Below are 23,566 nucleotides of genomic sequence, written 5' to 3'. Positions count from 1 at the left end.
GCGCCTGCCCGGCCGGGTCAGCCCAGCACCGAGTGCGTGGGCGTCAGCGCCGGCGTCGTCGCGTGCGTGACGACCCACGCGCCGAGCAGGTTCGGCAGCAGTGAGGCGCCTGTTCGCGGCAGCTGGAACGCGAGGTGCCCGTCTGGGCGGATCAGCAGCAGGTCGCCGACATGTGCGCGCATGCGCGTGCGGAACTGGCGCCTGGTGTCGACCAGGACGGGCACCTCCCCGTCGGCGGGGAGTCCTTCGGACAGCAGCAGGTACGGGTGGACGAGCCCGTCGTAGGCGGTGCGGACCTGCGCGAACAGGTCGGCCATCGCCTCGCGTTCGGCGCGGGGCTGTACGCGGGAGACGCAGCCGATGAGCAGGTACCCGGGCCTGCGGAGCAGGTCGTAGAGGCGCAGGTCGGGGTCGGACATGGAGGCCATCGACAGGTCCGGCACGCGATCGCCCGCGGCGCGGGCGCCGTGCTCGCGGTGCGAACGAGAGAAGGGCGTGTGCCGGTAGTTCACGCCGAGCTGCGAGAACAGCGTCCCGAAGCGGTCCTGTGCGGTCGCGGTGGACAGCAGCCCTCGCATGATGGGGCCGCTCAGCCCCCGGAAGAAGCCGGAGGACGACTGGCGCCGCAGGAGCCGGTGCAGGTGCTCGGTGGCCCGCAGTGTCTGCTCCCCCGCCTGGTGCCGTTCGGCGTGGTAGGTGTGCAGGAGGCTGTCGGAGGCCAGTCCGCGCGAGACGTAGGCGAGCTTCCAGGCGAGGTTGACCGCGTCCTGGACGCCGACGTTGAGGCCGAGCCCGGCGGTGGGCGCGAAGCGGTGGGCGGCGTCACCGGCGAAGAACACGCGCCCGGCGCGGTAGTGGTCGAGCAGTCGCGGGGTGGTGTCGTAGCGGCCGATCCAGCGGGGCTCGCTCAGCCGCAGCTGGACGGGGGCGATGGCGTCGACGGTGCGCTGTAGGTCGTCGAGGGTCGGCGGCGCCGACGGGTCGGGGGGCGTGCCGGTGAAATCGAGAGCGCTGACCCGCATGTGCCCGTCGCGGTACGGGAGCAGCAGGACGGCGCCGTCGGGGGCGGAGTAGCCCGTGACGACACCGGGTGCGAAGTCGCCGTCGACGCGGACGTCGGCCAGGACGGCCGAGGCGGCGGGCATGCCGTTGCGTTCGGTGACACCGAACCCGGCCGCGAGCTCGCTTCCCGCACCGCCGCAGTCGATGGCGTAGCGGGCCTCGACGCGGACGGGTCCCCCTGAGCCGTTGAGGACGGCGCTGATGCCGGCCGCCTCCTCGGTGAGCTCCTCGACGTGGTGTCCCCAGAGCACCCCGACCTCGAAGTCCTTGAGCCGGTCGAGGAGGGCCGCCTCCAGCTGCGGTTGCGGGAGGACGAGCACGTAAGGGTGGACGGTGTCGAGGCGGTGCAGCTCGATCGCGGCGGTCCGCCGGGGGCCGGCGACCAGGTGCACGGCGTGGGCCCGCTGGCCCAGGCGCGCGAGTTCGGTGCCGACGCCGAGCGGTTCGAGGACTTCCAGCGAGCGGGCGTGCAGGACGACCGCGCGGGATCCGCCGCCGCTTCGCTCGTCGGGCTCGGCCGCGTCGGCTATCAGGACGCTTGCTCCGTGGCGCCGGAGTTCGGCCGCCGCGACGAGTCCGGTGGGCCCGGCGCCGATGACCAGGACGTCCGCTTTCACCGCGCCGATTCTCATCGCCGCTCCCCTCGCCCGCGAGGACCTGTGTCCTGACTTGAATTATGTGCCCGTCTCCTGTCGCCTTGCCGGGTTTTGTCCGGGAAATGATCCGGGCCGGGTCATAGCCGTGGACTATGACCCGCCAGCAAGGCGAGGCCTGCCGGTCGGCGCCCGGGCGAACCAGGCTGGACCGGTGACCTCTCTCATCGCCGATACCCGCCCGAGGGCCCTCGCACACCACATCGGACCGAACTGGTTCGCCTCCGTCATGGGGACCGGCATCGTCGCCAACGCCGCGGCGACCCTCCCGCACAAGCCATCGTGGCTGATGGGGGCGGCGGGACTGGTGTGGGCGACGGCGGCCGTGTGGCTGGTGGTGCTGTCGATGATCTTCGCCGTCCAGTGGCTGCGACACCCGACGCGGGCGCGCGGGCACCACACCGACTCCGTCGCCGTGCAGTTCTACGGGGCACCGCCGATGGCTCTGCTGACCGTCGGCGCGGGAACCCTGGTGTTCGGGCCGCCGCTGCTGGGCGGGGCGGCGCTGCCCGTCGCGGTCGCACTGTGGGCCGCGGGAACCCTCGGCGGTCTGGTGAGCGCGGTCAGCGTCCCGTACGCGATGTTCACCCGACTCCCGTGCGAGCGACCTTTCGCGGGGTGGCTGATGCCGCTGGTGCCGCCGATGGTGTCGGCCGCGACCGGCGCGGCGCTCCTTTCGCACACGCCCGCCGGGCAACCGCGCCTGACGCTGCTGCTGGCCTGCTACGCCATGTTCGGGCTGAGTCTCATCGCGACCGTCGTCGTCCTCCCCCAGGTGTGGGGGCAACTGGCGAGCCACAAGACCGGCGCGGCGATGGTCCCCACCCTGTGGATCGTCCTAGGCCCCCTGGGGCAGTCGGTGACGGCGGCGGGAAACCTCGGCGCGGCCGCCGAGACCACCGGCACCCGGCTCGCCCCCGCCCTCGAACTCTTCGGCACCGTCTACGGCATCTGCGTGTTCGGGTTCGCGCTGCTGTGGATCGCGCTCGCCACGGCCGTCACCGTCCGCACCGCGCGGCTCGGGATGCCTTTCACGCTGACCTGGTGGAGTTTCACCTTCCCGCTGGGCACGTGCGTGACGGGCGCTTCGGTGCTCGCCGCGCACACCGGCGCGGTCGTCTACGGGTGGCTCGCGGTGGGCCTGTACGTGGCGCTGGCCGGTGCGTGGCTGCTCGTCGCGGCGCGGACCGCGCGGTGGATCCTGCGCCTGCGGGCGGTCGGCTCGGGGCTCACCGACGAGCCGCCGCCGCACGCGCCGCGAGGGTCAGCAGGTCACCGGCCGGGCCCGTCGGCCGTGGACCGGAGCGCCACACCGCGCGCAGGGAGCGGCGCAGGTCGGCCCCGTCGACCGGCACCCGCGCCAGCCTCCCCGCCGTCACGTCCTCGGCGACCGCGAGCGAGCTGAGCACGGCGGCGCCGTCACCGGCGGCGACGGCGGCCTTCACCGCGGTCGTCGAGGCCAGCTCCAGCAGTGGCGGCGCGGGGTCGCCCTGGTCGCGCAGGGCGTCGGCGAGCGCGGCTCTGGTTCCCGACCCTTCTTCGCGGCAGATGAGGGGCGTGGCGGCCAGCTCGGCGGGCGCCAGGGGTGTCCTGCGCCGGGTCCAGCGGTGGCCGGGCGCGACGACGAGGACGAGTTCGTCGCCGCCGACGCCCGCCGAGCGCAGGCCGCGCACGGGGCCGGGTCCTTCGACGAAGCCGAGGTCGGCGTCGCCGTCGAGGATGGCGCGTTCGACCTGGGTGGAGTTCTCCACGCGCAGGGAGACGGCGGTGCCGGGACGGTCGCGGCGCAGGGCGACGAGCCAGCCGGGCAGGAGGTATTCGGCGATGGTGAGGCTGGCGGCGATGCGCAGGCGCTCGTCGCGGCGTTCGCGCAGGGCGTCGATGCCGGCGTCGAGGACGCGGGCGGCGTCGACGACCGCTCCGGCCCACTCGACGAGGAGTGTCCCGGCGGGGGTGAGGCGTGAGCCGCGCGGTGAGCGGGTGACGAGGGCGACGCCGGCGAGGCGCTCCATGGTCCGTACGCGGTGGCTGGCCGATGGCTGGCTGATGCCGTGCGCGGCGGCGGCGCGGCCGATGCTGCCGAGTCGCGCGACGCTGACCAGGAGTTCGAGGCTGGGCAGGTCGGGCACGCGCGGGGACAGCGGGGCGGGGCCGTCGGCGTGGTCGCTCATGGCTCAAGAATCGTACGGCGCACGTTGTCGCGGGCGCCGTCCCCCGATTCGAATGCCGGAGCCGACCCGCCCGTCGACTCCGGCAACCGGCTCGATCATGCGGTTCCGGCCGCCTCCGTGGCGAGCTTTTCGGCCAGGGCCGAAACGGGGGCGATCGAGCCGGGGGTGATCAGGCGGCGGCCGAGGGGTGTCGGGGAGTGCCTGACCTCGCGTCCGGTGCGGGCGGTGTGCAGGAGGCCGGCCTGGCGCAGGGCGGTGGCGTGTTCGGAGACCGAGGCGGCGCTGACGCCGATGCGGCGGGCGATCTCGCCGGTTCCGGCGCCGGTGACGGTGGCGCGCAGGACGTCGGCGCGGGTGCGGCCGAGGAGCGTGACCAGCGGGTCGGCGACGGTGTCCGCGCGGCCGGGTGCGGCGCCGACGGGGAAGGTGAGGGTGGGGCGGTCGATGCCGTGCTCGGTGTACTGCGGGGTCTGCCAGAACACCGAGGGGACCAGTCGCAGGCCGCGTCCGGCGAGGTCGATGTCGGCGTCCTTGGGGTGGTCGGCTTCGAGGTGGTCGCCGCGCCAGCGGACGCTCGGGCCGAGCGAGCCGAGGGCGGCCAGGACACCGTGGGCGATGAGTGCGCCGGTGACGGTGGCGACGGCCCGCGTCTTCTCGGCCTGGACGCGTTGCCAGACGTCGCCGAGGCAGGCGTCGCGGTAGGCGTGGAGCGCCGTCCAGAGGGGTCCCTCGGTGGGCAGGGCGCAGCCGTCGGTGAGGATCTCGGGCGGTGTGCGCGGGAGGGCGCGCAGGACGGACACGACGCGGCGGGCCGAGGGCGGGATGCGCGGCAGCGCGTGGGTTCGCCACCGCTCCATGAACACCGAGCGGGGTGCGTCGCCGAGCGCGTCGAGGGAGGCGGCGACCTCGATGGCCGGCGCGTCCGAGACGACCACGCGGCCGAGGTCGGCCATCGAGAATCGAAACCGCAGCATGGGTCCACGATGCCCGCCCGACGGTGGACGCGCCGAGTCGGTCGTTGACCTTCCGGCGACTGGAGGGACTACGTTCGGTGTGCCGGTGCGGCGGCCAGCGGATTCGCCCGGAAACGGGGACGACATGGAGGGCGAGCGTGATGAGCGTCACAGCGTTGTGCTTCGGCCGCGTGGGCGGGCTGCCGCCCCTGCGGCTCCTGCCGGCGCGCGATTCGGCCTCGGCGGCGATCCGGTGATCTGCCCCGGATGCGGCCTGGTCACCGCCGAGTCGAGCGGCCCTCCCGCGCCCGGACGCAACGCCTCGGCGGGCTGCTGGGAGGTCTACGGAACGGTCCTCGCGCGCTCGTACGGGCTGCCCGACCACCGGCCGGTCCACCAGATCGTCGTCGACGCCCACATCGCCCAGCACCCGCTGTCGTCGAACCGCCGCGAGATCGCCTCGGTCGCGCTGTGCCTGATGACGCTGTGCCTGTTCGTCGAGGACGGCGCCGACCCGCGCGACGGCGCGGCCCTGCACAAGCGGATGGTCGCCCGCCGGCCGGACTTCCACGCGCTCGCCGCGCCCGATCTGACCGGCCTGCCGACGGTCGCCGACGTGGCGGCGGCCCGCGACGCCGCCGAGCACACGCGACTGGTGTGGGAATGGGGCCGCGCGGTGTGGGCCACCTGGGAGGACGAGCACGCCACGATCCGCGCGTGGAACGCCGAGGCGCTGGGGTCCTAGGGCGGCGGGCCGCCGGAATTGTCAGACCTGTCCGTCACGCTGTGGACATGACGGTGGAGAGATCGGTCAAGGCGGGGTACTGCGCCGTGCTGTCGCAGGACCCCGAGAGCAGGGAGTTCTGCGTGGCCTAGGGGGTGTCCTGGTGGTCTTGTGGGTGCGAGGCGAGTCCGCCGCAGCCCCGCAGTGATCACCCGGACACGACCTGAGGGTGGGTCCGGGTTCGCTTGTTTCCGTTCGCAGGGAGGTTCAGCCGTGTTCGAGGACGATCTTGCCGAACACGTCGCCCTCGGCCAGCCGCGCGAAGGCCTCGGCGGCGTCGGCCAGCGCGAAGGTGCTGTCCACGACCGGTCGCACGTCGATCCGGCCGCACAGGTCGAGCAGCGCGGCCAGCTCCTGGCGCGTGCCCATCGTCGAGCCGACGACCTCCAGCTGGAGGAAGAACACCCGCCGCAGGTCCACGACCGCCTCGTGCCCGGCCGTCGCGCCGGAGACCACGATCCGCCCGCCGGGCTTGGCGCACTTGACGGAGTGCTCGAAGGTCGCCGCGCCGACGGTCTCGATGACCACGTCGACCCGCTCGGGAAGGCGCGCACCAGGCTCGTAGGCCTCGGCGCCGAGTTCGGTGACGCGCTCGCGCTTGGCACCGTCGCGGCTGGTCACGTGCACGCGAGCGCCCATGGCCTTGGCCAGCAGCACCGCCGCCGTCGACACGCCGCCGCCGGCGCCCTGCACCAGCACCGAACCCCCGTCGGGCAGGCGCCCGCGGGTGGTGAGCATGCGGAAGGCGGTCAGCCAGGCCGTAGGCAGGCACGCCGCGTGGGCGGCCGTCCACCCCTGCGGCACCGGCAGGAGGTTGCGCCGGGGCACCGAGACCTTGTCGGCGAAGGTCCCCGGATGCAGCTCGGAGAGCAGGGTGCGCTTGGGGTCGAGGGTCTCGTCGGGCAGGTCGGAGTCGGCGATGACGGCGTGCACGACGACCTCGTCGCCGTTCTCGTCGACGCCCACACCGTCGCAGCCGAGCACCATCGGCGTCCGCTCACGCGGCAGGCCGACCCCCTTGAGCGACCAGAGGTCGTGGTGGTTGAGGGAACTCGCGGTGACCCGCACCGTCGCCCAGTCCTCGGGCACGGCCGGGTCGGGCAGCTCGCCCACCCGCAGCGCGGACAGCGGATCCTCGGCGTTCACGGTGGCGGCGTAGGCGGCGAACATGCCCGGACCATACCGGTCGAAAGCGATTTCAGAGCTCGACGGGAGAGAAATCCCACGAGTGCGGTTTGCGGGTGACCAGGTAGCCGGGCGGCTCCTCCAGTTCGCGCGGGTCGCGGCGCCAGCGGGTGATGACCACGATCCGGTTGTCGAGGGAGCTGAAGACCTCGGTGCCGACCAGGTTCGGGTCGTCGGCGACGGCGGGCACGGCGCGCTCGCACACCCAGGACAGGACGTCGGCCAGGCTTTCGGGGTGGGCCTGGACCTCCCACATGCGTACGATCACGCGCTCATCTTCGCACCGGGACCCATCCGGTCCACTGTGGGCCGAGGGGAACCGAACCGGCCCCGCCGGGGTCCAAGTGGCGTCAATGACGAAAGGGGAGGTCCGATGCGCAGAGTGTTCGCCGGTGCACTGGTGGCGGCGGTGGTCTTGAGCGGCTGCGCCAGGCAGCCCATCGGAGACTCGGCGGCCGCCGAGCCCACCCCGCTGCCCCTCGCCATCGAGGCGGAGTCGGCGGCGGCCTTCACCGCCAAGGTCGGCAGGGGCATCGCCTTCGACTACGAACCGACCGCCTCGCCGTCGGCCGCCCGCGAGAGCGGCGACCTGATCGTCGAGGGGGCGGTCACCGACGTGCGCGCCCCCTCGGACGCCGAACGCAGCACCGCCAGAGAGAGCGGGTACGACGACACGGTGGTGATGACCGTCAACGTCGCCGACACCCTCGACGGCGAGGCCTCCGCGGCGGTGACGATCGTGCTGCCGACCGGTCCGGGCGTGGACGTCGCCGAGCTCCTGCCGCTGGCCACCGGCCTGCGCGTCATCGCCGCGCTCAACGCCCGCGGCGACCGCTGGTCGGCGCAGATCGACGGGCTGTGGTTCCAGGGCAGCAGGGACACCGTGATGCACGGCCCCTACGCCGAACCGTGGGAGCTGCCCGAACCATGGGGCGGCGCCGACACCCTCGACGAGTACGCCGCGGCGATACGCCGGGCCTGAGGCGGGGGCGCTCGCGCGCCCCCGCCACCCGGCTCTACTTCCGCTGCTCCCAGGCGGTCTTGACCGCGTGGGCGACGGCCGTGGCGACCTTCGGGTCGAGCGGGCTCGGCACGATCTTGCCGGGCGCCAGGTCATCGCCGACGGCGTCGGCGATGGCGTCGGCCGCGGCGAGCTTCATCGCCTCGGTGATGTGCGTGGCGCGCGCGTCGAGGGCGCCCCGGAAGATGCCGGGGAAGGCCAGGACGTTGTTGATCTGGTTGGGGTGGTCGCTGCGGCCGGTCGCGACGATCGAGGCGTACTTGTGGGCCACCTCGGGCGCGACCTCGGGGGTCGGGTTGGCCAGGGCGAAGATGATCGCGTCGGCGGCCATGCCCGACAGGGCCGACTCCTCGATGCTGCCGCCGGAGACTCCGATGAGCACCTGGGCGCCGCGCAGGGCCGTGGCGATGTCGCCGCGCAGGCCCGACGGGTTGGTGAAGGTCGCCAGCTCCTCCTTGACGGAGTTGAGACCCTGGCGTCCACTGTGGATGATGCCGCGCGAGTCGCAGACCACGATGTCGCCGACCCCGGCCGCGCGCAGCGCGCGGGAGATCGCCACACCGGCGGCGCCGGCGCCCATGACGACCACGCGCAGGTCGCCGAGCTTGCGGTCGGTGACGCGGGCGGCGTTGCGCAGCGCGGCCAGGGTCACGATGGCGGTGCCGTGCTGGTCGTCGTGGAAGACGGGGATGTCGAGAGTGGATTCGAGCCGCCGCTCGATCTCGAAGCAGCGGGGGGCCGAGATGTCCTCGAGGTTGATGCCGCCGAAGGAGGGCGCGAGGCGGGTGACCGTCTCGACGATCTCGTCGGGGTCGGTGGTGTCGAGACAGATCGGCACGGAGTTCACGCCGGCGAAGGCGCGGAAGAGGGCGGCCTTGCCCTCCATCACGGGGAGGGATGCCTTCGGGCCGATGTCACCGAGGCCCAGCACGGCCGTCCCGTCGGTGACCACGGCGACGAGGTTCGAGGTCCAGGTGTACTCGGCGGCCAGCGCCTCGTCGGCCGCGATCGCGCGGCACACCTCGGCGACGCCGGGTGTGTACGCGATGGAAAGATCCTCCTTTGTGGACAGTGGCACACGGGAGGACATCTCGAGTTTGCCGCCACGATGGGCCGCGAAGATAGCGTCATGCTGCGGATTTGCCACCCGACGACACTAACCCCAACCGGCGCGCCGAGCCCATAGGCGGCCGGGTGCGTCCCATTTCCTGGGTGCTGGCGATGACTGTAAGGACCGCCGGTAAGGTCGGCCTGGACGATCATCTACAGCTGGAGGATCTGATGCGTCTAAGCAGCCTGATCAGTAAGATCACGCCGCACATCGTCGCCGAGGCACACTGTGACCTCCCGTGCGGCGTGTACGACCCGGCCCAGGCCCGTATCGAGGCCGAGTCGGTCAAGGCCATCTGCGAGAAGTACCAGGCCAATGAGGACCCGGAGTTCCGTACCCGGGCGCTCATCATCAAGGAGCAGCGCTCCGAGCTCGTCAAGCACCACCTGTGGGTACTGTGGACGGACTACTTCAAGCCGCCGCACTTCGAGAAGTACCCGCAGCTGCACGCGCTCGTGAACGAGGCGACCAAGCTCGCCGGCGCCTCCGGTGCCAAGGGCTCCGCCGACCCCGAGGTCGCCGACAAGCTGCTGGCGAAGATCGATGAGATCGCCAAGATCTTCTGGGAGACCAAGCAGGCCTGATCGCCGGCCCCGAAGTCATCCCTCGCCCGCAGCCGTCGGCTTGCCACGCCGCGACTGCGGGCGATTTCGTACCATGACGGGGACGACACGGGGAGGAACATGGACGACGCAGAGGTCATCGAGGTGCAAGTGCCCGTCGACCCCGCCTATCTCGCCGTCCTGCGGACCGCCGCCGCCGGCCTGGCCACCCGCCTCCGCTTCACCCTCGGGGAGATCGAGGACCTGCGCATCGCCGTCGACGAGGCCGCCGCCATGCTCATCGCGGGCAGCGGAGGCAAGTCGACGGCGGGCGACGAGATGACCTGCCGCTTCGACGTGACCGACGACGACGTGACCGTGTCGGTCTCCGTGCCGGGGATCGGACGCCTCCTGGGGGGCGACACGATTCCGTGGCGAGTGCTGAACGCACTGACGGGGACGGTCTCGGCGCAGGAGTCGGAGACGTCGACCACGATCACGCTGGTGAAGAACCGCAGCGGGGGGATGGACTAGGGCGGTTTTGAGGGCGGCGTTCGGGGCTCGTAGCTCGACCTCGGCATTCAGGGGAACCCGGCCGAACAGGCGGCAGCCGACAGCCTCGCGGGAACCCGCGAGCAGCGTTGCCGGAGCCACGCCCGGAGGGCCTCAACCCCACACTCGGTCTCAGCGTTTCGATGAGATCGGCACGAGAGGCGCCCGCCGGCAGGTCCCGCGAGACCTCGCGACCCGCGACCGGTGCCGACCTCGGAGGACCTGAGCGGCTACAAAACCCGGGCGGCGTCTCAGCGTTCGGGTGAAACCAGCGCGACATGGACCGGCCGACAGCTCCGCGAGACCCTGTGGTTCGCGCGGGCGGTTCCGCTTCCGGAGGGGTTGAGCGGCCAGAATCCCCGCACCGGATCTCAGCGTTCCAGTGAAGCCGGCCCGGTGGGTATCGGCGGACAGTCCCGGGAACCCCCGCAGACCGCGCGTTGCCGGTGCCGCCTCCGGGGACCGAAACGGCCAAGAATCCCGCCCGGGGCCTCAGCGTTCCGGTGATGCGGCCGGGGTGCCCCGTGCGGAGGAGGGCGCTGGAACCGCCCGCTCGGTGTCGCACACCGGCCGCCGCACTGACCGATTCACGGCGACTCGTCTTCGGACCTCACCCGTTCCGGGGAGTTCAGCCGCACTGTGCGACCCCTGCCACCTGCGGCTTTACTGAGCAGTGCGCGCCGCCAGGGCTGCTGGTTCGCGGTATTTCTGCCGCGCCAAGGATCCCGATTCGGCGTCGGACGCGGGCGGCGCACCGCGAGGCCCTCGGTTCAGGCGCAGGTGAGTTCGCGCTCGCGGGCCGCACGCCGCTGGCCGCACGCAGGCCTCGCGAGCAGCAGCTGAGGTCCCATCGACGCCGCGACGGCCGTCGTGCGGGAGGGGAGGAGGGTGCGGGAGGGGAGGGTGCGCGGGAGGGGGCGCAGGGGGTATGGGCGGGGGGCGTGGCGGCGGGGGCGCGGGAGGGGGCGCAGGGGGTGTGGGCGGGGAGGTGGAGGGGGCGGGAGGGGTGCGTGGGAGGCGTGGCGGCGGGAGGGGGCGCGGGAGCAGGCGCAGGGGGCGTGGGCGGGGAGGTGGAGGGGGCGAGAGGGGTGCGCGGGAGGGGGCGCGGGAGGTCGCGGCGGCTCTCCGCACTACCGCGTCCAGGAATCCCGCCTCGGCGCCGGCCGCACATCCCCTCGCGTCACCGGCAACTCGACCCGGCGGGGAATGTCACCGCAGCTCGGCACCGCCACGCCGCGCCCCACACGGGTTCTCACCGGCATCGGACCCGGCGCCGGTGAGCGCACGGCCCACGACCATCGCCCCACGCACCGCGAACGCGCGGAGGGCGCGCGGACGCGGCAAGCCGAACGCGGCCGGACCCGCATCGACAGGACTCACGCCCCCGCTGCCGCCGCACTATCGCCGCTGTGAGGGACGCGTCCTCGCTTAACGCAGCGCAGCCCAGACGCAGGAGGGGCTTGCCGCGCAGCCGTTTCGGCGTCCTTGGCGAAGTCCTCACCGTGCTCGCCGATCTTGGTGATCACCTCGGCGCCGCCGAGGGTGAAGGCGCAGGCCCGCGACCATTCACCGGCCCCGAGCAGGAGCGGCGACGCGGGCGCGGCAGGCGGGCGCGCGGCCGGTAGCGGTCGGCGATGCAGGCTTTGTGGCACAAGGCATTCCGCCTCGTCTCCATCACTGCGCCACACCAGCAGCCACAAAGGCGGCTCACCACCCCGCGAGCCACCGCAGCACCCCGTGTCCCATACCCAGGGACCCCTGACTCGTGACCCGTGACTCGTGACCCCTAACCCGTGACCCGTGACCCGTGACCCCTAACCCGTGACCCCTAACCCGTGACCCCTAACCCGTGACCCGTCTAACCGTGGATATCGCGCTGTCGTGCGCAGCGCGGGTCACGCCACGATGCGATAGCAGCCGCAGAAGTAGCTCACCTCGAAGCTGTAGGCGGCAGCCCTCGGTCGCCCGAAGCGGCACGATGCGCTGGTCACACACCTGCCGCACCGCCCGGCGCCATCCCTGCACAGCGACCGCCGAAGTCAGCAGTGCCAACCAATCCCGCGCCCCCACACCCCGCGACGCCAAGCCGCGACGCCATCCCGTGTACCCGCCGCCGGTGCCAGTACCGGCCCTACGTCGGCCATCCCGCGACCCTGCCGGTACCCAGCCCCGTTCCGGTCAGCCCAGGCCGGTCAGCCCCGCACCGCCACTCATCCCCGCGCAGATGCCGCCGGTGCCGGTGCCAGCCCGACGTCCGCCATCAGCGGCCCTACCGGTGCCACCGACGCCCACCTGCACGCCGTCCCCGCGCTCCCCGCGCTCCCCGCGCTCCCCGCGCTCCCCGCGCTCCCCGCGCTCCCCGCGCTCCCCGCGCTCCCCGCCGCACCATCCCGCACGTCCCACACCACGTCCCACGCCATGTCCCAGCCCATGTCCCACGCCACCCCCCGCAGCCCTCCTCTCGTCACCACCGCCCGCCTGCGCCCTCCCATCCGCACGCGCCACGCCCCCACCGCGCCACCGCGCCACCGCGCCACCGCGCCCTCCACCGTCCCCCAAACGCAGCTATCCCCCCATCCCGGGGAACAGGATGGGGGGATAGCTGGAAATTAACCTGTGCCGCTAAACAGCCTCGGCGGAAAGGGTCCGAACTCCACCGCGACGCTTAAGCGCGCGGCGTTCGTCCTCACTCATTCCGCCCCACACACCGGCGTCCTGGCCACTCGAAAGAGCCCACTTGAGGCACTCTTCGGTGACCGGGCAGCGCCGGCAGACCGTCTTGGCCTGCTCAACCTGAAGCAGGGCGGGACCCGTGGTGCCGATCGGGAAGAACAGCTCCGGGTCCTCGTCCCGGCAGATGGCGTGGTGGCGCCAGTCCATGAGTGCAACTCTCCTTGATCTAAATAAGTGATCTTGCGAACGAACTCAAACGTCTATGCGCGTACGTGGCTATCTTGCGCGACGCATACATGCGCGGCCTCGTACCAGCGACCTTGTGAATGCTTTCACGAACTCGCGCGATGTCAAGGGGGAAACTCCAGGAAACTTGGGCTACGTGAGCAACCTCACGGGGCTTTTGTCCGTTTTTGCCCAAGCTTCACAAGGCCGTTCCACTTGCCTGTACTGCGGCCTCTTACAAACCTAGTACTTCCGACGACCCAATGTCGGCCTTTTCGGCAACATCACGTCAAAACTTTCAACGCCCCGGGAATCGACCGGAACTTCACCGACTCGCGCTCCCCCACGTAGTCACCGTCCAACTGAAACGGCTGTGGCCGCTCACTCTTCAATGTGAACTCCCCCAGATCATGGAGGGTGACGACTTGCTTGCCGTGAGGTCCATCACCACCGAAAAGCAGTTGTCCGGCGGTACGCACAGTGGCGGGCGTTGTCAGAGCGTGCAGCCCCATGACATCGAGTCCGGAGTCGAACGACGCCTTCGGATTCGGGTTCACCGCGCGCCCACCGATATATGTCCACGGCGCGGTGTTCTGCACGATCGCCATCGCCAGATTCGTTTTCCCCGACTCGCCCTCGCGCTCTAGCGTGACCATCGGATGACTCCGGTCGGATCCGACCAGGAACTGGGCGAACAGCGACTTGAGATACAAGCCGGGCGTCGCCGTACTTCCCTTGACACGAGCCCGCTCAACTCTGCGGATCACCGCCGCGTCCAAGCCCAGTCCCGCACAGAAAGTGAAGAAACGGCCATCCGCAGTGCCTAGTCCGATCCGTCGGTAACGCTTGTCTCGCAAGGCTTCCAGGATCACTCCGGTGCCTTCGGCCCAGTCGCGCGGAAGTCCCAGTGCCCGGGCGAAGACATTCGTCGATCCGCCCGGCACGACGGCGAGCGCCGGCGCCTCGTCGGCCGTCCGCCCACCCGCGAGCAACCCGTTGACGACCTCGTTGACGGTCCCGTCCCCGCCGAGGGTTACCACGACGTCCACGCGCTCCCCCGCCGCCCTGGTGGCGATCTCAGCGGCATGCCCTCGCCGCCTGGTGTACTCGACGACCAGATCCACCTCACTGCGCAGCGCGCGGACGAGGACATCTCGCCCACGATCGGTGGTAGTGGTCGCTTTGGGGTTCACGACGAGGACGGCGCGCATGGGCGGACTGTACTGCGGCTAGCCTTGCGGTCGTGACTGGTTCGCCTCGGCCCGTGCTGCCCATCACCCTCAAAGTAGTTCTCGTCGCCCTCGTTCTCGAGGCCGCCGGGCTCGTGACGCTCGGCTCCTTCGCGATCGCCGCGACGTCGGACGGCCAGGCCCTGTCCTTCGGGGCGGGCGTGACCGAGGGGGTCGTCGCCATCGTGCTGGCGGCGATGCTCGCCGTGTTCGCCTCCGCGATGGCCAAGCGGCAGTCGTGGGCGCGCAACGCCACGATCTTCCTTCAGCTGATGCTGCTGCCGATCGGCTATTTCATGATCAAGGCCGGCCTGTGGTGGTGGGGCGGTCCGGTGATGCTGCTCGGCCTGGTCACCTGCCTGGTCCTGGTGTCCGGCCCGGTCCGCAACGTCCTCGGCGTCGAATAGCGCTCGAACGGCCGCGGGGCCGTCGGAGATGTCTCCGACGGCCCCGCGTTCGCCGTTCCCCGCGTTACGCCGAGCGCTTCCTGAGCGCCGCGATGGCCACGCCGAGGCCGGCGAGGGCCACGACACCGGCGCCGATGGCGACCCACAGGGCCGCGCCCGACTCCGCGTCGTCGTCGTGGTCGGCGGCGTCGTCGGCGTCGTCATCGGTCGCGGCGGTGCCGCTGCCGTGACCGCCGCCGGTGGCGGCGACGACCTTCAGCGTCGGCGCGGGCTTCTCCGGCTCGGCGCCGCCCGCGGCGGGCGGGTCCTCGATCCAGGCGGCCTCGGTGTCGTCGGAGTAGGTCTGGATCGCCTTGAAGACCAACGTGGTGCCGGCCACGTCGGGCACCGGTCCGAGCGAGAGCCCGAACTCCACGAACTGTCCGGGCTGGACGCCGTCCTCGGGGCTGTCGGCGGTCCAGGTCACGGTGCTGACGGCCTCGGTGATCTGGCGGCCGTGGACTTCGAGGGGGGTGGCGAGGGTCGCCTTCTTCGTCTCGACCTTCCAGCCGTCGATCGGGTTGGTCCGCACCGACGCGAAGGGGTGGTCGGCGGGGAGGGTCAGCTCGATCTTGACGGTGCTGGCCGCCTCGCTCTCGTTGGGGATGCGCAGGTCGAGGCGGGCGTAGGAGCCGGCCTCGGCCTCACCGGGGTTGATGGTGACGTGCGCCGAGGCGGGGCCCGCCATGGCGACGGCGCCGAAGGCGGCGATCCCGGCGACGACCGCCAGGCGCCGCAAGCCGCGCCTGGTCCGCAGCGTTTCACTCATGTCGAGGTCATCCTTTTCTTCTCGTTGGGGTGTCGCCCCGCCTAACGGATGGGCACGGACTGCGTGACGGTCGCCTGGTCGAGCTTGGAGACCCGCAGGGTGAAGCTGAAGAGCCAGTCCCCCGCCGACGGCAGCGTGATCTCGCCGGTGACGTGGTTGGGCCCGAGTTCGAGCAGTTCGAGCGCGACCGGCGGCAGGTTCGCCGACGGAAGCGCGACGGTCGCCTTCCATTCCAGGGGGTCGATCGCGGCGCCGTCGGGGCCGAAGGCGTAGAGGTGGACGCTGTTGGCGCCCACCTCGCCGGGGGTGACCTCGACCTGGAGCTGGAAGTAGTTCGACGACAACCGCTGTGAGAACGGCTGCGCCTCGGTGCGCTTCTCGTCGGCGTAGGCGACGCGCGCGGGAGTGGTCTGCACCAGCACGGCCGTGACGCAGATGACGGCGACGGCGATGACGATTTCGAGGCCGATCGAGCGCCGCAGCAGACCGATCTCGCGCCCGGTGAGGGCCTCGTCGGCCCGCCGTTTGCGCAGGACGTTGCGGGCGATCGCGGCGGCGCCGACCAGCAGCGCGAACAGCACGGCCTTGGTGACGACGAGTTTGCCGTAGGTGGTGCCGAACAGGGCGGCCGGTTCGCCGATCTCGATGAGCGCTTGGGCGACACCGGCCACGGCGAGCGCGATGACCAGCCGCATCGCCCACTTCGACCAGTGGGGCATGAACTCGGCGGCCTCGTCGGCGAGTGAGGGGCGCAGGAGGTAGGCGATGAGGGTGACCAGGCCGCCGAGCCAGATCGCGCCGGCGCCGACGTGGACGGTGTCGGTGAGGATCGTCAGGGGCGGCGCGGGCGAGGTGGTGGCGTGTCCGGCGAGGGGCCAGCTGGTGACCATGGCCAGGGCGAGGACGGCCAGGAGCCAGCGGTCGCTCTTCTTGGCGCCCCGGCGCAGGGAGAGCATGAGCAGCGGCAGTCCGGCCAGGACGGTGAACAGGCGCAGGAGCATGGCGGTGCCGTAGCGGCTGTCGACGACGGCGGCGACGTCCTCGCCGCTGACGGCGAAGAGTTTCGAGCCGGTCGTGTAGGGCGCCTGGAGGTAGAGGCCGACCACGGCGGTGAGCGCGACGGTGCTCAGGCCGGTGGCGGTGAGGCGCAGGACGCCTTTGCGCGGGGCGGGCCAGCGCGTCATGAGCAGCAGGGTCGGGCCGAGCGCGAGGGCGAGTCCGGCGATGGCCAGTCCGCGGTTGACCTCGACGAGGATCTCGACGGTTCCGTCGACGGCGGGGCCGGTGAGCGACGCGGCCGAGGGGGGCGAGGCCGAGGGCTGGCCGATGGAGAACGTGAAGCCGCCGGGGATGGGGTGGCCGTCGGCGGAGATGACGCGGTATCCGACCAGGTAGGTCCCGTTGGGCAGGCCTTCGCGCAGGGGGTAGGCGAGGGTGCTTCCGCGGACGACGGCCTCGCCGCTGTTGGCGCGCGAGCCGTCGGGGGCGACGATCCACGTCTGGCTGTCGACGGGGCTGACGGGCTCGCTGAAGACGACGGTGACCTCGACGGGCTGCGTGTCGACGGTGGCGTTGGCCTGCGGCGTCGTGGACACGACGGTGGCGTGGGCGTAGGCGGGTGCGGCGAACAGCGCCGCGGACAGTCCGGCCAGGACCGTGACGAGCGCGAAGAACAGGACGCGGCGGGATGTTCCGGAAACCATGGGGCAGGTTCTCACGCCGTGACCGGGCGTGGCGAGCGAACGCCTGTGCGGCCGAGCAGCCACAGGAGTCCGGCCTGCACGCAGGCGACCATGTGGCCGGTCTCGTCGGCCATGACCGTCATGCCCTGCGCGACGTCGAGCGAGCTGCTGAACAGCAGGCACGCGGCGAGGACGACCGCGACGGGCACGAAGGCCTTGGCGCGTTCGGGGCGGACGGCGGCGAGGAGGAAGCCGACGGCGACGGCGATGTCGAAGGAGGCCATCTCGCGGCTGGTGTGCACGGCCACGAAGTCGGTGAGGCCGGCGGCGGTCAGCAGCGCGGGGACGGCCAGGGCGAGCTGGACGACCGCGGCGACGGCGACCGCGACGCGCAGAATGCGGCGGCGCCCGGCCTGGAGCGACTCGGCGTAGACGTCGCGGGAGGCGTTGTCGTCGCGCACGGCCGACAGGACGCGCGCGGTGAGGTCGGGCGCGTCGGCGGCCGTTTCCAGGGTCAGGTCGCGCAGGCGCACGGCCTCCTGGTGCCAGGTCGCGCAGCCCGCGCAGGAGCGCAGGTGCGCCTGAACGGCGGTCAGGGCCTCCTGGTGCGCTTCGCCGGAGGCGATCGGGGGCTCGCCGTCCAGGATCGCCGATAGCGCGATGCGCGCGGTGTCACAGTCCACGTACGCATTAGTCGAGGCGCACTCGTATTTAGTTCCCGGGCTCGAACCCGTACTCTCTGTGAACGTGACCCCGCCACCTTCCCCCGCCGAGCGCGACGAGGCCACGTCGTGGGCCCTGGCCGCGCAGGACGGGGACCCTGTCGCGCAGGCGGCGTTCGTGCGCGCCACGCAGCGCGACGTGTGGCGGTTGTGCGCGTCGCTGATCGACCGGGGCAGCGCCGACGACCTGACCCAGGAGACCTTCCTGCGGGCCTTTCGCGCGCTGCCGTCCTTCGAGGCGCGCAGCACGGCCCGGACATGGCTGTTGGGCATCGCGCGCCGCGTGTGCGCCGACCATCTCCGCTCGGTGGTGCGCCGCCGCAGGCTCACCGCGCAGATCATCGGGCAGGCCGAGCGTTCGGCGAGCGAGCCGGATCCGGCGGGCGCGGTGACCGTGCTGGATCTGCTGTCGCGGTTGCCCGACGAGCGACGCGCCGCCTTCATCCTCACTCAAGTGCTGGGTCTGCCCTACGCTGAGGCGGCCACCGTGGAGGGGGTGCCGGTCGGCACGATCCGGTCCCGGGTGGCGCGGGCGCGGGCCGAGCTGGTGGAGACCCTGATGGCGTCCCCGGCTCACGAGGGGGCCGATCCGCGCCCGTCGTAGGGGAACTTCGATGCGTGGGGGAGCGACTAAGTGGTGATGACCGAGACCGAGGCTCCGACGCTGCGCGGGAAAGAACCGGCGTGGCGGCGAGCCGTTCCGTGGGTCGGCGTGGTGTGCAGGCTGGTGCTGGCGGGGGTGTGGATCATCGCCGGTGCGCTGAAGCTGCCCGACCTGACCGAGTCGGTACGGGCGGTGCAGGCGTACAAGCTGCTGCCGGCCGGACTGGCCTCGGCGGTGGGCTACGGTCTGCCGCCGCTGGAGATCCTGGTCGGCCTGCTGCTGCTGGCCGGACTGTTCACCCGCTACGCCGCGGCGGTCTCGGGGCTGCTCCAGGTGGCCTTCATCATCGGCATCGCCTCGGCGTGGGCGCGCGGCATGAGCATCGACTGCGGTTGCTTCGGCAACGGCGGGGAGCTGGCCGCCGGTCAGAGCCCGAACTATTTCTGGGAGATCCTCCGGGATGTCGGTCTCCTTCTGGCCTCGGCGATACTGGTGCTCCGGCCGCGTACACCCCTCTCCGTCGACCGTTGGATCCGCGGCGAATGACCGGTACCCCACCGGTCGTCAACGTGGTGTGCACGCGACAGGACAGGAAGATTCATGGGTAAAGCACAAAGGCAGCGGCAGGCCGCGCAGGTCGTCCGCGCACAACTCGCCGCCGAGCAGCGCAAGAAGCGCACGCTCATCGCGGTGGGCGTCGCCGCGGCGGTCGTGATCGTCGGCGGCGCCATCGGCTACGGCATCTATCAGGGGAACAAGAGCTCCACGGTGAACGAACCGACGGCGGCGACGGTCAACTACGGGTTCGAGTCCGGCGAGGGGCCGGTCGCGGTCGACCTCTACGTCGACTTCATGTGCCCCTCCTGCAAGGCCTTCGAGGAGCAGTACGCCGAACCGCTACAGCAGGCGGCGCTGGCGGGGCAGATCACGCTGATCACGCACCCGGTGGCGATCCTCAACCGGATGTCGCAGGGAACCGACTACTCCACCCGGGCGGGGGCGGCGTCGGTGTGCGCGGCCAACGAGGGGAAGTTCGGCGAGTTCTCCACCGCGCTGTTCGCCGCGCAGCCCGCCGAGCAGACCCCGGGTCTGAGCAACGGCGAGCTCGTCGACGTCGGCAAGGGGGTCGGGCTGGGTGACACCTTCGCGAGCTGCGTGAACGCGCAGACCTACGCCGCGTGGGTGGACAAGGGCACCGAGGTGGCCTCCGAGGACGGACTGTCGGGGACCCCGTATGTGAAGATCAACGGCGAACCGGTGGAATTGAAGGACTTCGGGACCGCGCTCGACGCGGCCATCAACGCCGCCGGTGTGGGCGGCGTCGACCCGAGCGCGAGCGCTTCATAGGCGGAACTGGAGAGCGGTAGAACGTGAGCCCGGCGAGACGGCGGCATGGAATGGGGGCCGCCCTCGCCGGGCTTTTCCTTGTCCTCATTGTCCTGGTAACTCCGGGTACGGCGTACGCGCACGGCGCCGACGGGGTCGACGACTCCGACTTCCGGGTCTCGGTGAACGCCGTGCCCGCGGAGCTGACGGGCGTGGAGATCCGCCCGGTCGAGGCGGCCAGCCGTCTTGAGCTCTACAACGGCGGACCGCTGTCGGTGGAGGTCCTCGGCTACGACGGTGAGCCCTACCTTCAGGTGCGGCCCGACGGCGTCTACGTCAACGTGTTCTCCCCCGCGGCCTACCTCAACGAGACGGCCTCGGGGTCGACCGCCCCGCCCGACTACGCCTCGCCCGCGCAGGCCCCGTACTGGCAGAAGGCGACCGACGAGCCCCGCGTGCGCTGGTTCGACCACCGCGCGCACTGGATGAACGAGGCGCCGCCGACGCAGGTCGTCAGCGACCCCGTCGACCAGAAGATCTTCGACTGGGCGATCCCGCTGCGTGTGGGCGTGACGAACTACACCGTCACCGGCACCCTCGAATGGCTCGCGCCGCCCTCGGCCGGCACCTGGGGCGCCTTCACGCTGCTCGCGGGGGTCGCCGTCGCGGCCGTCGCGATCGCCGCGCAGATCCCGGCGGCGGTGTCGCGCTGGATCCTGGCGGGCGCTGCGGGGATCGCCGGCTCGGCCGCGCTGGCCGATGCCGTCGGGCGGGCAGTGACCTCGCAGGACCTGGAGGTGTCGTGGCTGACGCTGCTCGTCACCTCCGAACTGTGGCCGCTCATCGGCGCCCTCGTCGGACTGGGCGCGGCGGTCTACGCGGCCATGCGCAAGCCCGCCGCCGACCTCGCCCTCGGCGTCGCCGGGGTGTGCATCGCGCTGTTCTCGGGCTTCTCGCGCGTGACGTCGTTCGGCTTCGCGGTCACCCCCACCCCGTGGTCGGGCGACCTCGCCCGCGCGATGGTCGTCGCCACGCTCGGCCTGGGCGCCGGCCTCGCCGTCGGCGCGCTCGTCCGGGCCAGGCGGACCGGCCAGGCGCACTGACCGTTCGGGTCGGGTGATCCGACGGACAGCCTGGTCAGCGGCCGATGGCGCGAGTTTCGGTTACGTTGGGTGACGGTCGTATCCCCCACGACATGGAGTCCCCCGCCATGCGCACGCACCGAACCAAGAGTCCCCTCGCGCTGCTCGGCGTGACCGCCCTGCTCACCATCGCCGGCCTGTGGGGCGTCGCGGGAGCCGTCGTGCTCGCCGACGCCGGAGCCGTACGCGGCCAGGCCGCCGCGCCCCCGACGGAGACGTCTGACGAGTCCGACGAGTGGACCCCGTCCCACCCTCACGAGGACCGGCCCGCCGACCCCCGCTTCGACAACTGCGCGTCGGCCAACGAGGCCGGCTACGGCTACTACTGGATGGGCGAGGACCCCGAGTACTACTGGTACGACGACGAGGACGGCAACGGCGTCGCCTGCGAGCAGTAGGGGCTAATCGAGGCAGAACTCGTTGCCCTCGACGTCCTGCATCACGATGCACGACTCGTTCTCCTCGTCGGCGAGCAGTACGCGCACGCAGACCGCGCCCAGCGCGACGAGCCGCTCGCACTCGGCCTGGAGGGTCGCCAGGCGCTCCGCGCCGACGAGGCCGGTGCCGGCGCGCACGTCGAGATGCACGCGGTTCTTGGCCGTCTTGCCTTCGGGAACGCGCTGAAAGAACAGCCGCGGACCCGCGCCCGTGGGATCCGAGCAGGCGAACCACGCGCCACGCTTCTCCGTCGGCAGCGAGCGGTCGTACTCCTCCCAGCTGCCGAAGCCCTCCGGCGGCGGCGGGACGACGTACCCGAGGGCCTCGCACCAGAAGCGGGCGACCCGCTCGGGCTCGGCGCAGTCGAAGGTGATCTGGAGCTGCCTGACGGTTGCCATCAGGCCACCCTAAACGCGCGCCCCGGAGTCGTCACTTCAGTAGTCGTCCTCACCGTCGTCGGAGACTTCCAGCAGGCCCGCGGCCTTGCTGCGCGCCTCCAGGCGGATCTTCAGGTGATGGGCGGCCTCGACGGTCTCGGCGCCGGTGACCGCGCCCGAGATCACCCGTAGGCGCACCTTCCCGTCGGTCACGACCGCCTCCAGGCCCAGATCGGCCTCGGCCTCGGCGATCGCGAAGCGCACCCGGCCGCTCTCGTCGGCTTCGAGCTTGGCGGCCTTCTGCGCCAGCAGGAGCTGGCGGCGGATCTCGGCGACCACGTCGGCGATCGTCGGCGTCGGGCTGTTGTCCATGATGGAGGGTAGCCGGGCCGGTAAAGCTCAGCCCCGGACGCTGAACCCGAACGGCAGCTCCAGCCGGTGCGCGGCCAGCAGCGCCTCGTCGGCGAGCAGCTCGGCGGTCGGCGCGTCGGCGCGGATGCGGCCCTCGTCGAGGATCACCGCACGCTCGCACAGCTGGAGCGCGTAGGGCAGGTCGTGGGTGACCATCAGCAGCGTCACGTCGAGGCCGAGCAGGATCTCGGCGAGCTCGCGGCGTGCCGCCGGGTCGAGGTTCGAGGAGGGCTCGTCCATCACCAGGATCTGCGGGCGCATCGCCAGCACCGTCGCCACCGCGACCCGTCGCCGCTGCCCGAACGACAGGTGGTGGGGCGCGCGGTCGCGGTGACCGGCCATCCCGACGGCGGCCAGCGCCTCGTCGACGCGCGCGTCGAGTTCGGCCCCGCGCAGGCCGAGATTGGCCGGCCCGAAGGCGACGTCCTCGGCGACCGTCGGCATGAAGAGCTGGTCGTCGGGGTCCTGGAACACCACGCCGACCCGGCGGCGGATCTCGGTCAGGTTCTCCTTGGCGACCGGCAGACCGCCGACCTCCACACTCCCCTCGCCGCTGAGGATCCCGTTGAGGTGCAGCACCAGCGTGGTCTTCCCGGCACCGTTGGGGCCCAGCAGCGCGACCCGTTCGCGCTCGCCGACCGTCAGGTCGACGCCGTGCAGCGCCTGGCGGCCGTCGGGATAGGTGTAGCGGACATCGCGCAGCGACAGGACGGGCATGAAGTCGATCATGTCAGGACCGCGGCGAGGGTGACCGCGCCGGTCACCGCGCCGAAAGCGAGCGCGGCCAGCCACTCGCCGGGACGGGCGTGGCGCCCTTTGATGCGGGGGAAGGTGCCGGTGTAGCCGCGCGAAAGCATCGCGACGTACACGCGCTCGCCGCGTTCGAAGGCGCGCAGGAACAGCGCACCGGCGCCGGTCGCCCAGGCTCGCAGCTGCCAGAAGAAGCGCGGTTCGTAGCCGCGGGAGAGGCGGGCGACGCGCATGCGGCGGGCCTCGTCGGACAGCACCTGGAGGTAGCGGAGCATGAAGGCCGCGATCTGGGTGATGATCTGCGGGCAGCGCAGCCGCTCAAGGCCGGTGATGAGGTCGTTGACGGGGGTCGTGGCGGCCAGCAGGAGCGAGGAGACGACCCCGAGGGTGCCTTTCACCGCGATGTTCCAGGCCCCGTAGAGCCCTTCGACCGACAGGTCGACGCCAAGCCAGGTGACGGTCTCGCCGCCGCCGAGGAAGGGCAGCAGCACCGCGAGGACCACGAAGGGCACCTCGATCAGCGTCCGCCGCGCGATCCACAGTGGACCGACCCGTGCCAGTGCCGCGACGGCCGCGAGGAGCACCGCGTAGGCGGCGAAGGCCCACATGCTCTCTCGCGGAGTGAGCACGACCAGGAGCGTGAAGGCCACCGAGGCGAGGATCTTGACCTGCGGCGGGAGCCGGTGCACGAGCGAGTCGCGTTCCAGGTGCAGCACGTGGGCGTGCCCGGCTCCCACC

General features: G+C 71.8%; 25 protein-coding genes and 1 pseudogene. 11 read left to right on the top strand and 15 right to left on the bottom strand.

Annotated features, from left to right (window positions below; translation table 11 throughout):
- Positions 1 to 17: 17 nt before the first annotated feature.
- Positions 18 to 1,679, bottom strand: a complete 1,662-nt coding sequence (locus AB0I28_RS31730) for an FAD-dependent monooxygenase (protein ID WP_357499371.1) — start codon at positions 1,677 to 1,679, stop codon at positions 18 to 20.
- Between AB0I28_RS31730 and AB0I28_RS31725 the strand changes: the two are divergent.
- Positions 1,657 to 2,892: pseudogene (locus AB0I28_RS31725) on the top strand (TDT family transporter); the annotation flags it as partial. The gene AB0I28_RS31730 and the pseudogene AB0I28_RS31725 sit on opposite strands and share 23 nt — an antisense overlap.
- Before the next feature lie 52 nt (positions 2,893 to 2,944).
- Here AB0I28_RS31725 and AB0I28_RS31720 read toward each other — a convergent pair.
- Together AB0I28_RS31720 and AB0I28_RS31715 are read right to left on the bottom strand one after the other, a co-directional pair.
- Complete coding sequence (locus AB0I28_RS31720; RefSeq protein WP_357499370.1) at positions 2,945 to 3,886, bottom strand: LysR family transcriptional regulator; 942 nt, start codon at positions 3,884 to 3,886, stop codon at positions 2,945 to 2,947.
- A gap of 95 nt (positions 3,887 to 3,981) precedes the next feature.
- Positions 3,982 to 4,860 carry a helix-turn-helix domain-containing protein gene (locus AB0I28_RS31715; RefSeq protein WP_357499369.1) on the bottom strand — a complete coding sequence of 293 codons (879 nt, stop codon included), beginning with the start codon at positions 4,858 to 4,860 and terminating at the stop codon, positions 3,982 to 3,984.
- Positions 4,861 to 5,092: 232 nt separating this feature from the next.
- Here AB0I28_RS31715 and AB0I28_RS31710 point away from each other — a divergent pair, with 232 nt between their 5' ends.
- On the top strand, positions 5,093 to 5,584 hold the full coding sequence (locus AB0I28_RS31710) for a DUF5946 family protein (RefSeq protein WP_357499368.1): 492 nt from the start codon (positions 5,093 to 5,095) through the stop codon (positions 5,582 to 5,584).
- Positions 5,585 to 5,830: 246 nt separating this feature from the next.
- Here AB0I28_RS31710 and AB0I28_RS31705 read toward each other — a convergent pair whose 3' ends face one another.
- Both AB0I28_RS31705 and AB0I28_RS31700 read right to left on the bottom strand, forming a co-directional pair.
- Positions 5,831 to 6,793 (bottom strand): zinc-binding dehydrogenase, encoded by a 963-nt coding sequence (locus tag AB0I28_RS31705; protein WP_357499367.1) that lies wholly within the window; start codon positions 6,791 to 6,793, stop codon positions 5,831 to 5,833.
- Positions 6,794 to 6,821: 28 nt separating this feature from the next.
- Positions 6,822 to 7,076: a hypothetical protein gene (locus AB0I28_RS31700; RefSeq protein ID WP_357499366.1), complete on the bottom strand. Its 255-nt coding sequence runs from the start codon at positions 7,074 to 7,076 to the stop codon at positions 6,822 to 6,824.
- A 105-nt stretch (positions 7,077 to 7,181) separates the two neighbouring features.
- Between AB0I28_RS31700 and AB0I28_RS31695 the strand changes: the two genes are divergently transcribed.
- The gene (locus AB0I28_RS31695; protein ID WP_357499365.1) at positions 7,182 to 7,790 is read left to right on the top strand and encodes a hypothetical protein; all 609 of its coding nucleotides are present in this window, start codon (positions 7,182 to 7,184) and stop codon (positions 7,788 to 7,790) included.
- A gap of 34 nt (positions 7,791 to 7,824) precedes the next feature.
- Here AB0I28_RS31695 and AB0I28_RS31690 read toward each other — a convergent pair whose 3' ends face one another.
- The gene (locus AB0I28_RS31690) at positions 7,825 to 8,919 is read right to left on the bottom strand and encodes an NADP-dependent malic enzyme (protein WP_357499364.1); all 1,095 of its coding nucleotides are present in this window, start codon (positions 8,917 to 8,919) and stop codon (positions 7,825 to 7,827) included.
- Between the two features lie 191 nt (positions 8,920 to 9,110).
- Here AB0I28_RS31690 and sodN point away from each other — a divergent pair, with 191 nt between their 5' ends.
- Complete coding sequence (gene sodN / locus AB0I28_RS31685) at positions 9,111 to 9,524, top strand: superoxide dismutase, Ni (protein WP_357499422.1); 414 nt, start codon at positions 9,111 to 9,113, stop codon at positions 9,522 to 9,524.
- A gap of 99 nt (positions 9,525 to 9,623) precedes the next feature.
- Positions 9,624 to 10,016: an anti-sigma regulatory factor gene (locus tag AB0I28_RS31680; protein ID WP_357499363.1), complete on the top strand. Its 393-nt coding sequence runs from the start codon at positions 9,624 to 9,626 to the stop codon at positions 10,014 to 10,016.
- A gap of 2,640 nt (positions 10,017 to 12,656) precedes the next feature.
- Here AB0I28_RS31680 and AB0I28_RS31675 read toward each other — a convergent pair.
- Positions 12,657 to 12,914, bottom strand: coding sequence for a WhiB family transcriptional regulator (locus tag AB0I28_RS31675; protein WP_357499362.1), 258 nt, complete (start codon positions 12,912 to 12,914; stop codon positions 12,657 to 12,659).
- Positions 12,915 to 13,216: 302 nt separating this feature from the next.
- Entirely contained in the window at positions 13,217 to 14,143 is a 927-nt protein-coding gene (locus tag AB0I28_RS31670; protein ID WP_357499361.1) for a diacylglycerol kinase family protein, read from the bottom strand.
- A 32-nt stretch (positions 14,144 to 14,175) separates the two neighbouring features.
- Here AB0I28_RS31670 and AB0I28_RS31665 point away from each other — a divergent pair, with 32 nt between their 5' ends.
- Positions 14,176 to 14,568 (top strand): hypothetical protein, encoded by a 393-nt coding sequence (locus tag AB0I28_RS31665; protein WP_357499360.1) that lies wholly within the window; start codon positions 14,176 to 14,178, stop codon positions 14,566 to 14,568.
- Between the two features lie 64 nt (positions 14,569 to 14,632).
- Here the strand turns inward: AB0I28_RS31665 and AB0I28_RS31660 are convergent, their stop codons facing one another.
- The 3 genes from AB0I28_RS31660 to AB0I28_RS31650 are packed head-to-tail and all read right to left on the bottom strand — an operon-like array spanning position 14,633 to position 17,741.
- Positions 14,633 to 15,376 (bottom strand): YcnI family protein, encoded by a 744-nt coding sequence (locus AB0I28_RS31660; RefSeq protein WP_357499359.1) that lies wholly within the window; start codon positions 15,374 to 15,376, stop codon positions 14,633 to 14,635.
- A 41-nt stretch (positions 15,377 to 15,417) separates the two neighbouring features.
- The gene (locus AB0I28_RS31655) at positions 15,418 to 17,079 is read right to left on the bottom strand and encodes a copper resistance protein CopC (protein WP_357499358.1); all 1,662 of its coding nucleotides are present in this window, start codon (positions 17,077 to 17,079) and stop codon (positions 15,418 to 15,420) included.
- Between the two features lie 11 nt (positions 17,080 to 17,090).
- Positions 17,091 to 17,741 carry a hypothetical protein gene (locus tag AB0I28_RS31650; protein ID WP_357499357.1) on the bottom strand — a complete coding sequence of 217 codons (651 nt, stop codon included), beginning with the start codon at positions 17,739 to 17,741 and terminating at the stop codon, positions 17,091 to 17,093.
- A gap of 64 nt (positions 17,742 to 17,805) precedes the next feature.
- Between AB0I28_RS31650 and AB0I28_RS31645 the strand changes: the two genes are divergently transcribed.
- From AB0I28_RS31645 to AB0I28_RS31625, 5 genes are all read left to right on the top strand, one after another.
- Complete coding sequence (locus AB0I28_RS31645; RefSeq protein WP_357499356.1) at positions 17,806 to 18,384, top strand: sigma-70 family RNA polymerase sigma factor; 579 nt, start codon at positions 17,806 to 17,808, stop codon at positions 18,382 to 18,384.
- Positions 18,385 to 18,420: 36 nt separating this feature from the next.
- Positions 18,421 to 18,930, top strand: coding sequence for a MauE/DoxX family redox-associated membrane protein (locus AB0I28_RS31640; RefSeq protein ID WP_357499355.1), 510 nt, complete (start codon positions 18,421 to 18,423; stop codon positions 18,928 to 18,930).
- A 54-nt stretch (positions 18,931 to 18,984) separates the two neighbouring features.
- A complete protein-coding gene (locus tag AB0I28_RS31635; RefSeq protein WP_357499354.1) occupies positions 18,985 to 19,731 on the top strand; it encodes a thioredoxin domain-containing protein in 747 nt (248 codons plus the stop codon).
- A 50-nt stretch (positions 19,732 to 19,781) separates the two neighbouring features.
- Complete coding sequence (locus tag AB0I28_RS31630; protein ID WP_357499353.1) at positions 19,782 to 20,813, top strand: hypothetical protein; 1,032 nt, start codon at positions 19,782 to 19,784, stop codon at positions 20,811 to 20,813.
- Between the two features lie 107 nt (positions 20,814 to 20,920).
- The gene (locus AB0I28_RS31625) at positions 20,921 to 21,250 is read left to right on the top strand and encodes an excalibur calcium-binding domain-containing protein (RefSeq protein WP_357499352.1); all 330 of its coding nucleotides are present in this window, start codon (positions 20,921 to 20,923) and stop codon (positions 21,248 to 21,250) included.
- Between the two features lie 3 nt (positions 21,251 to 21,253).
- On the opposite strand, the gene AB0I28_RS31620 is transcribed toward AB0I28_RS31625, so the two are convergent.
- Genes AB0I28_RS31620 through cbiQ form a run of 4 tightly spaced genes read right to left on the bottom strand, consistent with a single transcriptional unit; the run spans position 21,254 to position 23,565 of the window.
- Complete coding sequence (locus tag AB0I28_RS31620) at positions 21,254 to 21,688, bottom strand: VOC family protein (protein ID WP_357499351.1); 435 nt, start codon at positions 21,686 to 21,688, stop codon at positions 21,254 to 21,256.
- Between the two features lie 36 nt (positions 21,689 to 21,724).
- A complete protein-coding gene (locus tag AB0I28_RS31615) occupies positions 21,725 to 22,039 on the bottom strand; it encodes a trypco2 family protein (protein ID WP_357499350.1) in 315 nt (104 codons plus the stop codon).
- 27 nt (positions 22,040 to 22,066) lie between these two features.
- Entirely contained in the window at positions 22,067 to 22,807 is a 741-nt protein-coding gene (locus tag AB0I28_RS31610) for an ABC transporter ATP-binding protein (protein WP_357499349.1), read from the bottom strand.
- On the bottom strand, positions 22,804 to 23,565 hold the full coding sequence (cbiQ, locus tag AB0I28_RS31605; RefSeq protein ID WP_357499348.1) for a cobalt ECF transporter T component CbiQ: 762 nt from the start codon (positions 23,563 to 23,565) through the stop codon (positions 22,804 to 22,806). Before cbiQ ends, AB0I28_RS31610 begins: the two co-directional genes overlap by 4 nt.
- Position 23,566: the final 1 nt, after the last annotated feature.

Source organism: Phytomonospora sp. NPDC050363 (genome assembly GCF_040655735.1).
Taxonomy (GTDB): domain Bacteria; phylum Actinomycetota; class Actinomycetes; order Mycobacteriales; family Micromonosporaceae; genus Phytomonospora.
Note: the sequence above shows the minus strand (reverse complement) of the source record. Positions and strands in the feature narration are given on the sequence as shown.

Coding starts and splice junctions, on each gene's coding strand:
- AB0I28_RS31720 (WP_357499370.1), bottom strand. CDS start 3,886: ATGAGCGACCACGCCGACGGCCCCGCCCCGCTGTCCCCGCGCGTGCCC.
- AB0I28_RS31715 (WP_357499369.1), bottom strand. CDS start 4,860: ATGCTGCGGTTTCGATTCTCGATGGCCGACCTCGGCCGCGTGGTCGTC.
- AB0I28_RS31705 (WP_357499367.1), bottom strand. CDS start 6,793: ATGTTCGCCGCCTACGCCGCCACCGTGAACGCCGAGGATCCGCTGTCC.
- AB0I28_RS31695 (WP_357499365.1), top strand. CDS start 7,182: ATGCGCAGAGTGTTCGCCGGTGCACTGGTGGCGGCGGTGGTCTTGAGC.
- AB0I28_RS31690 (WP_357499364.1), bottom strand. CDS start 8,919: ATGTCCTCCCGTGTGCCACTGTCCACAAAGGAGGATCTTTCCATCGCG.
- sodN (WP_357499422.1), top strand. CDS start 9,111: ATGCGTCTAAGCAGCCTGATCAGTAAGATCACGCCGCACATCGTCGCC.
- AB0I28_RS31680 (WP_357499363.1), top strand. CDS start 9,624: ATGGACGACGCAGAGGTCATCGAGGTGCAAGTGCCCGTCGACCCCGCC.
- AB0I28_RS31675 (WP_357499362.1), bottom strand. CDS start 12,914: ATGGACTGGCGCCACCACGCCATCTGCCGGGACGAGGACCCGGAGCTG.
- AB0I28_RS31670 (WP_357499361.1), bottom strand. CDS start 14,143: ATGCGCGCCGTCCTCGTCGTGAACCCCAAAGCGACCACTACCACCGAT.
- AB0I28_RS31660 (WP_357499359.1), bottom strand. CDS start 15,376: ATGAGTGAAACGCTGCGGACCAGGCGCGGCTTGCGGCGCCTGGCGGTC.
- AB0I28_RS31655 (WP_357499358.1), bottom strand. CDS start 17,079: ATGGTTTCCGGAACATCCCGCCGCGTCCTGTTCTTCGCGCTCGTCACG.
- AB0I28_RS31640 (WP_357499355.1), top strand. CDS start 18,421: ATGACCGAGACCGAGGCTCCGACGCTGCGCGGGAAAGAACCGGCGTGG.
- AB0I28_RS31635 (WP_357499354.1), top strand. CDS start 18,985: ATGGGTAAAGCACAAAGGCAGCGGCAGGCCGCGCAGGTCGTCCGCGCA.
- AB0I28_RS31630 (WP_357499353.1), top strand. CDS start 19,782: ATGGGGGCCGCCCTCGCCGGGCTTTTCCTTGTCCTCATTGTCCTGGTA.
- AB0I28_RS31625 (WP_357499352.1), top strand. CDS start 20,921: ATGCGCACGCACCGAACCAAGAGTCCCCTCGCGCTGCTCGGCGTGACC.
- AB0I28_RS31620 (WP_357499351.1), bottom strand. CDS start 21,688: ATGGCAACCGTCAGGCAGCTCCAGATCACCTTCGACTGCGCCGAGCCC.
- AB0I28_RS31615 (WP_357499350.1), bottom strand. CDS start 22,039: ATGGACAACAGCCCGACGCCGACGATCGCCGACGTGGTCGCCGAGATC.
- AB0I28_RS31610 (WP_357499349.1), bottom strand. CDS start 22,807: ATGATCGACTTCATGCCCGTCCTGTCGCTGCGCGATGTCCGCTACACC.